Genomic DNA, 10690 nt, shown 5'->3' with positions numbered 1-10690 from the left:
GTGGGGGCGGGGGCGGCGTGCCGCGGGGTGTACTTGGCCTCGACCTTGATCTTGGACGGGTAGCCGAAGCCGACGACGGCGTCCATGTCGCGGGTCTTGCGCATGAGCTTGTAGCCGTCGGCGTTGCCCTCGATGGTGTGGAGGGTGTGCCCGTCGACCTTCTCGACGATGCCGACGTGGTCGACCTGGTCGATGTCGCCGGAGCCGTTCCAGTCGTAGAAGACGATGGCGCCGGGTTCGGGGTCGTGGCCCCAGGCGTCGTTCTTCTTGAACCACTTGGCGTGGTCGATGGTGGAGGCGAACTGCCCGGCCTGGTCGGTGACGTCGGCCTTGTCGGCGGCCCAGGCGAGGAACATGTCGCACCAGGGGGCGGTCTTGAAGTACTCGTCGTGGTCGCCGTCGACGTGCTCGGCGTACCAGTTGCCGAACTTCGTGTAGCCGTCGCCCTTCTCGGTGTAGCCGAGTTCCTTCTGGGCGATGTCGAGCAGCTTCTTGCCGATCGCGTCCATCACGCTCCCTGCCGCACCTCGCTCGTCCGGGCAGGGTTGCGCCCGACCGGGGGGTCGGACCGTGCCATCGTCCGCCGGCGGCGCCTCAAGGTCACGTTCCGATCTCGACGGAATGTAGCGAAGGTAAACGCTGGTCGGCAAGCCGATCCACAGAACCGGCCAAAAGGGACTACTCAGTAGTAGCCACGCGGGAGGACGGTGACCGGACACGGTGCGGCGCGCAGGACCTTGAGCGCGACCTCGCCCACGAAGACCCGGTGGGCGGCGGCGTCCTCGCTGGACGCGCACACGAGCAGCTCGTCCTCGGGCCAGTCGACGTCGTCCAGGGCGTCGGCGACGTCGTCGCCCTCGGCGACCTCGGCGGAGACCTCCTCCGGGAGCAGGTCGGCCGAGTCCAGGGCGAGCCGGATGGCGAGCGCGAGGTCGTCGCGGAGGCGCTCGGCGTTCACCTCGCCGATCGCCAGGGTGACCAGCCGGAGCGGTACCTCCAACCGGTCCGCGGCCTGGGCGGCGCGGATGACGGCCTCGTCGCACTGGGGACGCCGGACGTACATGACCGCGATGCGGCCCAGCTCCTCCGGCGGGGTGTAGCCGGACGGGGCGAGCATCACGGCCTCGGTCGCCGAGTGCAGCAGGTGGTCGGCGGCGGCGCCGACGCCGATGCGGCCGCGGGCGCCGCCCTCGGGGGAGCCGACGACGATCAGGTCGGCGCCGATCCGGCTGGCGAGCACGGTCAGCCCGCGGCCGACGCTGCGCCCCTCTTGGACGAACAGGTCCGCGGGCCGCCCGTCCAGAACGTCCGGTAACTGGTCCAGGACCGCCTGCGCCTCGCCGGCCGCGGCCGGCAGGTCCGGCGGGTGGACGGTCGCGATGCTCAGCCGGCCGCCGGTCAGCGCGACGATGCCGCGCGCGAGGCCGAGCGCCTCCCGCCCGCTCGCGTCGTTGACGTATCCGGCGAGGACGTGTTCACCGATCATGCCCCTGAGCATTCCCCCGGAGAGCGTGCGCAGACCAGGGGGTGTTTAGGGTAGTTTCACCTGGTTAGCGATATTTGGGGGGATATTCATGGGCGCCGAGGTGTCCGACCTGGAGGCCGGTCGCTGGACCATCGACCCGGTCCACTCCGAGATCACCTTCACCATCCGGCACCTGATGACGACGGTGCGCGGCTCGTTCCCCGACTTCGGGGGCGAGGTCGTGATCGCGGACGATCCGCTCGACTCCACCGCCCGCGCGGAGATCCGGATGGGCTCGATCGACACGCGCAGCGCCGAACGGGACGAGCACGTCCGGTCCGCCGACTTCCTGAACGTCCGGCGGCACCCGGTCATGATGTTCACCGCCACCGGAGTGGAACGTGCCAGCATCGGCCGCCGCGCCCGCACCCCCCGCTACCACCTGGACGGCGAGCTGACGATCAAGGACGTGACCCGTCCCGTCCGGCTGCTGACCGAGTTCCACGGCGTCGGCGCGGACCCGTGGGGCGGCGTCCGCGCGGGCTTCACCGCGACCGCGTCGATCAGCCGCCGCGACTTCGGCATCGAGTTCAACGTGCCGCTGCAGGGCGACCGGGTCATGCTCGGCGACGAGATCGCGATCGCGCTGGAGATCCAGGCCGTTTTCGCCACCACGGACGCGAGCGCGACGGCCGCGGACACGCCGGCCTAGACCGCGGTATGGGCCAGCCAGTGGTCCAGCAGCGACCTGTCGCCGGTCACCTTCACCTCGGCGGCGCCGTCCGGGGCGAGGCGCCGGGCGAAGACCAGCAGCAGGTTCTGGACGGGCCCGGCGACGGTCACGCCCGCATCGCCCGTCCCGCGCTCCCAGACCGGGCCGCCGGCCGTCCGGGTGATCACCCATCCCGGAACGGACGGCTCCGCCGGACGCGCGCACAGCGTCTCGCCGTCCCCGCGCAGCTCGGCGAGCTCGGGCTTGAACCGCGCCGAGGCCCCACTGGCCAGCAGGCCGAGGAACTCGCTGATCGCGTCGGCGGCGAGACCGGACTCGATCGAGTACGGCAGGCCCGCCGTCAGCGCCGCGTCCACCCGGTGGACCGACGTGTCGTGCGTCATGCGCCTCAGCCACATCAGCGTCGACCGCGTCCCGAGCAGAGGATGCTCGACCGACCCGTCCGGATCGGCCTCCTGCGCGCCGATCAGGTCCTCCACGCCGTCGCGCAGCCAACCGGACCACTCGGCGGAGGAGTCCGGGGTCGTGCGCGGCAGCTCGTCGACGACCTCGGTGCCTCCCGTCCGGACCAGGTGGGCGGCCCACCGGTGCGCCTGGCCGACATGCCCGACCAGATCCCGCATCGTCCACTCCGGACAGGTCCTCACCTGGGCGGACGGGTCCATGACGGCGGTCGCCTCGGCGAGCCCGCGGGTGTGCTCGCGCAGCCCGTCCCTGAATCGCTCGGCTTCGATCACATCCATCGTCCCGGTCCTCTCTCTCGGTGGCGTCCCTTCTCGGTCGCGTCGCGTTCGTAGAGTAGGAACTCCAGCCCGGTGGAGGTTCAACTGGATGTGACCGACGACACATCGATCGGGATCGGCGATCTCGCGACGCTGACCGGCGTGCCCGTCCGCACGATCCGCTTCTACTGCGACGAGGGCATTCTCGACGCCCGGCGCAGCGCGGGCGGCCACCGCCGGTTCGACGCCTCCGCCGTGGACCGGCTCCGGCTCGTCCGGCGGCTGCGCGGCCTCGGGCTCGGGCTGCCCGGCATCGTCGCCGTCCTCACCGGGGACCGCTCGCTGGCCGAGGCCGTCACCGTCGAACGGCGCGCCGCGGACGCCGGACTGGCCGCGCTCGCCTGGCGCCGCGCGTCCCTGCGCGCGGTCGAGGAGGCCGCCCCGGCGGGGCAGGCGGCGCGGCTGGACCTGCTCGCCGCCGTGCAGGACGGCCCGGCCGCGCGCGACGTCCTGCGGGAGTTCTGGCGCCGCCGCATCCTCGTCCCGCTGCCGGACGCGGCGGTGGAGGAGTTCCTGGGGATGAGCGTCCCGGAGCCGCCGGCCGATCCGGCGCCCGGGCAGGTGGTCGCCTACGCGGGGATGGTCGCGCTGGCGGGCGACCGGCGGCTGCTCCATGAGCTGCGCATGCAGGGCCGGGTGAACGCCGAGTGGGTCCGGGACGAGCCGGCGCTGATCGCGGGCGCCCGGGAGGCGATGGAGCTGGCAACCCCGCTGGTGGCCGCGGGACGCGAACCGTCCCCGGGCCTCGCCCTCGACCGGTTCGTCGCCGCCCACGCGGCGGGGCGCGGCGAACGCGACACGCCCCGCTTCCGGCGCGCCCTGCTGCCCGCCGTCGCCATGGAGCAGGATCCGCGGCTCCGCCGCTACTGGACGCTCTTCGGCGAGGTCACGGGCGAGACCGCCACCGCCGGGACGGTCAACACCTGGCTCGTCGACGCTCTCGAACGGGCCGTCGCCTGACTCCTGACGGATCAGGAATACCCGTCGCCGGCCGCCGGTTCGGTAAGATAATTGAAAGTTCTACTATTTGGAGGGCGGCATGCAGTTCGGGATCTTCACGGTCGGCGATGTCACGCCGGATCCGACCACCGGACGCGTCCCGTCCGAGGCGGAGCGGATCCAGGCCATGGTCGCGATCGCGGACAAGGCCGAGGAGACCGGCCTCGACGTCTTCGCGACCGGCGAGCACCACAACCCGCCGTTCGTGCCGTCCTCGCCGACCACGATGCTCGGCTACATCGCGGCGCGGACCGAGCGGCTGATCCTGTCCACCGCGACCACCTTGATCACCACCAACGACCCGGTGAAGATCGCCGAGGACTTCGCGATGCTCCAGCACCTCGCCGGCGGCCGGGTCGACCTGATGATGGGGCGCGGCAACACCGGGCCCGTCTACCCGTGGTTCGGCAAGGACATCCGCGACGGCATCCCGCTCGCCATCGAGAACTACCACCTGCTCCACCGGCTCTGGCGCGAGGACGTCGTCGACTGGGAGGGCGAGTTCCGCACGCCGCTGCAGTCGTTCACCTCCACTCCGCGGCCGCTGGACGGCGTCCCGCCGTTCGTCTGGCACGGCTCGATCCGCAGCCCGGAGATCGCCGAGCAGGCCGCCTACTACGGCGACGGTTTCTTCGCCAACCACATCTTCTGGCCCAAGGAGCACTTCCAGCAGCTCATCGGCCTGTACCGGCGCCGCTACGAGCACTACGGGCACGGCTCCGCCGACCAGGCGATCGTCGGCCTGGGCGGGCAGGTGTTCATGCGGAAGAACTCGCAGGACGCCGTCCGCGAGTTCCGCCCGTACTTCGACAACGCCCCCGTCTACGGGCACGGCCCGTCGCTGGAGGAGTTCAGCGCCGAGACGCCGCTCACGGTCGGCAGCCCGCAGCAGGTCATCGAGAAGACGCTGACGTTCCGCGACAACTTCGGCGACTACCAGCGCCAGCTGTTCCTGATGGACCACGCGGGGCTGCCGCTGAAGACCGTCCTGGAGCAGATCGACATGCTGGGGGAGGAGGTCGTCCCCGTGCTGCGCAAGGAGTTCGAGTCGCTGCGCCCGGCGCACGTCCCCGCGACCGCCCCCACCCACGCGTCCCGCCTCGTCGAGGAGGTTCGATGACCACGCTCGCCGTCGTCTCCGCCGGACTCGGGCAGCCGTCCTCGACCCGCCTGCTGGCCGACCGGCTGGCCGCGGCCACGTCCGGCGCCCTGCCGGACGTCACCGTCGAGACGATCGACCTGCGCGACCATGCGCACGCCATGGTCGACGCGACCCTGACCGGCTTCCCGTCCGGGACGTTCCGCGCCGCCGTCGAAACGGTCACGGACGCCGACGGCCTCATCGCCGTGACGCCGATCTTCAACGCGTCCTACAACGGGCTGTTCAAGACCTTCTTCGACGTCCTGGAGGACGGTGCGCTGGACGGCACGCCGGTCCTGCTGGGCGCGACCGGCGGCACGGCCCGGCACTCCCTGGCCATCGACCACGCGATGCGCCCGCTGTTCGCCTACCTGCGCGCAAGCGCCGCCCCGACCGGCGTGTACGCGGCGTCCGAGGACTGGGGGAGCGGGGAGACCGCCCTGCCCGACCGCATCACCCGCGCCGGCACCGAGCTGGCCGCCCTGATGTCGGCCCGCCCGGCCCCGCCGAAGCCGGGCCCGTACGACGCCCCGGTCCCGTTCGAGGAGCTCCTGGCGCGCCGGTAGCTTCTTAAGGCTTGGCTTATATAAGCGAAGGCTGTAACTTGGAGCCGTGCACGCGTTCGATGTACTGGGCGACCCGGTGCGGCGCCGGATCCTGGAGCTGCTCGCCGACGGCGAGCGGTCGTCAGGTGAGGTGACCGCGGTCATCCGGGAGGAGTTCGGGATCTCGCAGCCCGCCGTGTCGCAGCATCTGAAGGTGCTGCGCGACGGCGGGTTCGCCGTCGTCCGGGCGGAGGGGACGCGCCGGCTCTACGCCGTCGACTCCGCGCCGCTGCGGGAGGTCGACGCCTGGCTCGACCGGTTCCGCGGGTTCTGGACGCCGCATCTGGACGCCCTGGCGACCGAGATCGCCCGCGGCAAGCGCGCACGCCGTCAGACGACCGGGCACGACCCAGGGAGCGAGCCATGATCGAAGTAACGGGGCAGGTCAACGCCGTCCGCCGCAAGGTCGGCGAGCGGGTGCTGGAGGCCGGGACCGCGCGGACCGCGGTGGTCAGCCAGGTCTACGACACCGATGTCGAGGACCTGTGGGACGCCGTCACCGACCCCGAGCGCATCCCGCGCTGGTTCCTGCCGATCTCCGGCGACCTGCGGCTCGGCGGCCGCTACCAGTTCGAGGGCAACGCCGGCGGGACGATCGAGACCTGCGACCCGCCCAAGAGCTTCTCCGCGACCTGGGAGTACGGCGGCCAGACCAGCTGGGTCGAGGTGCGGCTGACGCCGGAGCCGGACGGCAGGGCGCGCTTCGAACTGGAGCACATCGCCCACGTCGACGACGACACGTGGAACCAGTTCGGACCGGGCGCCGTCGGCATCGGCTGGGACATGGGCCTCCTCGGCCTCGCCCTGCACCTGGCGTCCGGGGAGAGCGCCCCGGACGAGGTCGGCCCCGACTGGGCCGCGACGGACGAGGGCAAGGAGTTCAGCCGGCAGAGCGGCGAGGCCTGGTTCACGGCGCACGTCGCGTCGGGCGCCGACCAGTCCGTCGCCCGCGCGTGCGCGGACCGCACCATCGCCGCCTACACCGGGAACGCGGAATGATCCGCGTATCGCCACGCTTCCGGATGGCGCGCCTTCGGTGGGGATTGCGAGCCGCGCAGCCTCTCCCTGTCGCTGAGCCGTAGCCCGCGGACACGCCCTCCGCTGTCCCGTCCCTGGTCAGCGCGTCCTGGCGGGGCAGAATGGCGGGGTGGAGGTCAGGGTCGGCGTTCGCGTCGAGGGGGTCGTGCAGGGCGTCGGGTTCCGGCCGTTCGTGCATGGGCTCGCGACCGGCCTCGGCCTGTCCGGGCTGGTGGGCAACGACGCGGGCGGCGTGTTCATCGAAGTCGAGGGCGCACCCGACGAGGTCGGGCGGTTCCTGGACGGGCTGCGCACGCGTCCGCCGCGGCTCGCCGTCGTCGAGCGCGTCACCACCCGGGAGCTGGCCGCGGACGGACGCGGCGGCTTCACCATCGTTGGCAGCGACGCGTCGGGGGAGCGCCGGGCATTGGTGTCCTTCGACTCCGCGACCTGCGACGACTGCCTCCGCGAGATGCGTGACCCGCGCGACCGCCGCCACGGGTACGCGTTCACCAACTGCACGAACTGCGGGCCGCGCTTCACCATCGTCAAGGACGTCCCGTACGACCGTCCCAACACGACCATGGCGGGGTTCGCGATGTGCGGGCCGTGCGCCGCCGAGTACGAGGATCCGGGCGACCGCCGGTTCCACGCCCAGCCGGTGTGCTGCCCGTCCTGCGGCCCGTCCCTCACGCTGCGGCCGGCCACCGGCGATCCGCTGGCCGGCGCGCAGGCGATGCTCGCGGACGGCGCCGTCCTCGCCGTCAAGGGACTGGGCGGGTACCACCTGGCGGCACGGGCGGCGGACGACGGCGCGGTCGCCGCGCTCCGCGCCCGCAAGCATCGCGAGGACAAGCCGTTCGCGGTCATGGTCCCCGACCTGGCCGCCGCCCGGGTGCTCTGCGAACTCTCCGAAGCCGAAGAGGCGCTGCTCACCGGCCCGCGGCGGCCGATCGTCCTGGCCCGCCGCCGCCCGGAGGCCGACCTCGCCGACGCGGTCGCGCCCGGCAACCGGGACGTCGGCGTCATGCTGCCCTACACCCCGCTGCACCACCTCCTCGTCACCGAGCCGTTGGTGCTGACCAGCGGCAACGTCTCGGACGAGCCGATCGCCCACCGCGACGACGAGGCCCTGTCACGCCTCGGCGGCATCGCCGACGGGTTCCTCCTTCACGACCGCGCCATCCACACGCGCACCGACGACTCGGTGGTCCGGGTCTTCGGTGGCAGGACGCTGCCGGTGCGCCGGTCACGCGGCTACACGCCGGAACCCGTCCCCATCGCCGCAGGACGGCCCGTGCTGGCGTGCGGCGCGGAACTGAAGAACACGTTCTGCCTCACCCGCGACGGCCGGGCGTTCGTCTCCCACCACATCGGCGACCTGGAGAACCACGAGACGCTCCGCGCCTTCGAGGAGGGCATCGAGCACTTCCGGCGGCTGTTCGACATCGCGCCGGAACTCATCGCCTACGACCCGCACCCCGAGTACCTGTCGACAAAGTACGCGCTCGACCAGGACCTGCCGTCCGCCGCCGTCCAGCACCACCATGCGCACATCGCGTCCTGCCTCGCCGACAACGGCGTGGACGGCCCGGTGATCGGGGTCGCCTTCGACGGCACCGGATACGGCACGGATGGGACGCTCTGGGGCGGCGAGTTCCTGGTCGCCGACCTTCGCGACTTCCAGCGCGCCGGGCATCTGCAACCGGTTCCACTCCCGGGCGGCGCCGCCGCGATCCGCGAACCGTGGCGCATGGCCGCCGCCTACGGGGTCCCGGACGACCTCCCGGTGGCTCAGCGCCCCGGCTGGTCCACGGTCGCCGCCATGGCCCGGAGCCGCGTGAACGCGCCGCTGACGTCCAGCATGGGCCGCCTGTTCGACGCCGTCGCCGCCGTCCTCGGCGTCCGCGACCGGGTCAACTACGAAGGCCAGGCCGCCATCGAGCTGGAACAGCACGCCGACCCCACCGAACGCGGGGCCTACCCGGTCTCGCTCGACGGCACGTCCGAGTTCACCGTCGCGGGCGGCGATCTACTGGACGCGGTCGTGGCCGACATGAAGGCGGGCGTCCCGGTCCCGGCCATCGCCGCGCGATTCCACAATGCCGTCGCGGCCCTCATCGTCACGGCGGCGTCCCGCATCAGAACGGGAACCGGACTCGGCACGGTCGCGCTTTCCGGCGGTGTGTTCCAGAACATGCTCCTGCTCGAACGCGCCGTTTCCGGCCTGACCGGCGAGGGTTTCGAGGTGCTGACCCACCATCGCGTCCCGCCCAACGACGGCGGCATCAGCCTCGGCCAGGCCGCCGTCGCCACCGCCCGCGGCTGATCGCGAGACCGGTCTTTCGCGGAAAGCGGCCACACCGCGTCCGCGGAGGCGACATGATCATCTGATGCCGGACGAACCGAACGGACGCGAACCGATCTCCTGGCGGATACGGCGGTGGGCCGCGCCTTTCGCTCTCGCCCTTTCCGTGGCCGCCTCGATCGGCGCGGTCCAGCTGTTCGCGGACGGGGACACCGCATCCGCCCTGTCGCACGACGGCCGGCGAATGCCGCGCTTCACCCTGGCGGCCGGCCGAATGGGCGGCACTTCTTCGGAGGGCGGACCTACGCCCTGGTTCCAGGTCAGCACAATTCAGCAGGACAAAGTGAAGCCGGTGGACAGCGTCCCTCCACCGTCCTCGGCCGGTAGCGCCCAGGCAATTCTCGCGGGACCACACGGAACGTTCGCGGTCTCCTCGCTTCAAGAGAAGGCATGCGAGTCCCGGCTGTATCGCTTCGGCCTCACCGGTGACGGCCATGTGAAGGAAATCGAGCCGTTGAGCGAGGACGTCATCCCGGCGCGCGCAGACGGTCTGGCGATCAGCCCGGACGGCGACAGGATCGCCTACGCGACGACTCCCTGCACGAACACCGCGGAGCCGCGCGCCACCGTCACCGTCATGGACATCGGCTCGGGCCACCGCCGAACCTGGACCACGGCCGCGCCCTCCGTGGTCGGAGAGATCGTCTGGGCACGCGACGACCACACGCTCGGCTACACCCTCAGTGACGTCCGTCCGGCAACGGGCCGACCGGGCGCCCCATACAAACGCGATGTTGGAAACGTCACCGTGCACGCCCTCGACACCGCCAAGGCGGGCACTGATCTCCGCGCCGGCCGCGTCCTCTTCCGGCAACCGGCAGGGCCCGGTGCGGTCACCAGCGCCGTCATGAACCCGGACGGCCGGACGGGCTACGGCACGATGAAAGCACCTTCGAGCATCATGCTCTTCTCTTTCACCGCCGGTAAGCCGATGAAGGTCACCAAGACCATCAGGGTCAAGCCGAACACCCTCATGGTCATGGATGTCGTCACGCGTGACGGACCCCGATACGCCTGCCTGGACGGCCTCGACGCCTTCGGCCGAGTGGTCGAAGGCGGCTTCATGAACTCGAGCGGCGGCTCGGGCTGCACCGTCGCCTACGCCTATTGACGGGCGGCGGATCCGCCACTTCAAGTACGCTTTAGATCACCATGGCCGAGCATTCGATGACCATCGGGGAGTTGGCGCGCCGGGGCGGTGTCGCCACCTCGGCACTGCGCTACTGGGAGGACATCGGGCTGCTCCCCGCGCCCGCCCGGGTCTCGGGCCGGCGGCGCTATCCCGAATCGGCGGTCGCGCTGGTCGGAGCCATCCTCCTGCTCGGCGACGCCGGGTTCACCCTGGCCGAGCAGAAGACCCTTCTGGCCGCACGCGGGAATCCGGACGAGTGGCGCCGGCTCGCCCGGCGCAAGCAGGCCGAACTCGACGAGCAGATCGCGAAGGCGCAGGCGGCCCGCGACGCCATCGAACATGGCATGCGCTGCCCTCACGAGGACGTCATGGACTGCCCCAACTTCGTCGGCCTCCTCACCGCCCGCCTGGCCGGCCGGTCGCTCCAGGAAGCCCACCCGCACTAGCC

Annotated in this window: 12 protein-coding genes; 9 read left to right on the top strand and 3 right to left on the bottom strand. The window is 71.7% G+C overall.

Translation table 11 applies throughout. The annotated features are described in order from the left end of the window. The coding region (locus E1293_RS38985; RefSeq protein WP_132203830.1) for a CHAP domain-containing protein at positions 1 to 509 on the bottom strand (509 nt) is incomplete at its 3' end. A 173-nt stretch (positions 510 to 682) separates the two neighbouring features. Then, positions 683 to 1486 (bottom strand): universal stress protein, encoded by an 804-nt coding sequence (locus E1293_RS38980; RefSeq protein ID WP_132203828.1) that lies wholly within the window; start codon positions 1484 to 1486, stop codon positions 683 to 685. 88 nt (positions 1487 to 1574) lie between these two features. On the opposite strand from E1293_RS38980, the gene E1293_RS38975 reads away from it, so the two are divergent. Next, the gene (locus tag E1293_RS38975) at positions 1575 to 2177 is read left to right on the top strand and encodes a YceI family protein (RefSeq protein WP_132203826.1); all 603 of its coding nucleotides are present in this window, start codon (positions 1575 to 1577) and stop codon (positions 2175 to 2177) included. On the opposite strand, the gene E1293_RS38970 is transcribed toward E1293_RS38975, so the two are convergent. Beyond that, positions 2174 to 2941 (bottom strand): maleylpyruvate isomerase family mycothiol-dependent enzyme, encoded by a 768-nt coding sequence (locus E1293_RS38970; protein ID WP_132203824.1) that lies wholly within the window; start codon positions 2939 to 2941, stop codon positions 2174 to 2176. The two genes, E1293_RS38975 and E1293_RS38970, sit on opposite strands and share 4 nt — an antisense overlap. A gap of 90 nt (positions 2942 to 3031) precedes the next feature. Between E1293_RS38970 and E1293_RS38965 the strand changes: the two genes are divergently transcribed. The 8 genes from E1293_RS38965 to E1293_RS38930 all read left to right on the top strand — a co-directional run bounded on the left by E1293_RS38965 (position 3032) and on the right by E1293_RS38930 (position 10688). After that, positions 3032 to 3940: a MerR family transcriptional regulator gene (locus E1293_RS38965; RefSeq protein WP_132203822.1), complete on the top strand. Its 909-nt coding sequence runs from the start codon at positions 3032 to 3034 to the stop codon at positions 3938 to 3940. 79 nt (positions 3941 to 4019) lie between these two features. Then, the gene (locus tag E1293_RS38960; protein ID WP_132203820.1) at positions 4020 to 5099 is read left to right on the top strand and encodes an LLM class flavin-dependent oxidoreductase; all 1080 of its coding nucleotides are present in this window, start codon (positions 4020 to 4022) and stop codon (positions 5097 to 5099) included. After that, positions 5096 to 5686, top strand: a complete 591-nt coding sequence (locus E1293_RS38955) for an FMN reductase (protein WP_132203818.1) — start codon at positions 5096 to 5098, stop codon at positions 5684 to 5686. The genes E1293_RS38960 and E1293_RS38955 overlap by 4 nt, the downstream gene beginning before the upstream one ends. 46 nt (positions 5687 to 5732) lie before the next feature. Further along, positions 5733 to 6092 (top strand): ArsR/SmtB family transcription factor, encoded by a 360-nt coding sequence (locus E1293_RS38950; RefSeq protein WP_132203816.1) that lies wholly within the window; start codon positions 5733 to 5735, stop codon positions 6090 to 6092. Further along, complete coding sequence (locus tag E1293_RS38945) at positions 6089 to 6724, top strand: SRPBCC family protein (protein WP_132203814.1); 636 nt, start codon at positions 6089 to 6091, stop codon at positions 6722 to 6724. Before E1293_RS38950 ends, E1293_RS38945 begins: the two co-directional genes overlap by 4 nt. A 148-nt stretch (positions 6725 to 6872) precedes the next feature. Beyond that, a complete protein-coding gene (gene hypF / locus E1293_RS38940; RefSeq protein WP_132203812.1) occupies positions 6873 to 9071 on the top strand; it encodes a carbamoyltransferase HypF in 2199 nt (732 codons plus the stop codon). A 64-nt stretch (positions 9072 to 9135) separates the two neighbouring features. Then, positions 9136 to 10221 (top strand): beta-propeller domain-containing protein, encoded by a 1086-nt coding sequence (locus tag E1293_RS38935; protein WP_132203810.1) that lies wholly within the window; start codon positions 9136 to 9138, stop codon positions 10219 to 10221. A 41-nt stretch (positions 10222 to 10262) separates the two neighbouring features. After that, complete coding sequence (locus tag E1293_RS38930) at positions 10263 to 10688, top strand: MerR family transcriptional regulator (RefSeq protein WP_132203808.1); 426 nt, start codon at positions 10263 to 10265, stop codon at positions 10686 to 10688. Positions 10689 to 10690: the final 2 nt, after the last annotated feature.

Origin of the sequence: Actinomadura darangshiensis, from assembly GCF_004349235.1 — a bacterium.
GTDB classification, from domain to species: Bacteria; Actinomycetota; Actinomycetes; order Streptosporangiales; family Streptosporangiaceae; genus Spirillospora; species Spirillospora darangshiensis.
Note: the sequence above shows the minus strand (reverse complement) of the source record. Positions and strands in the feature narration are given on the sequence as shown.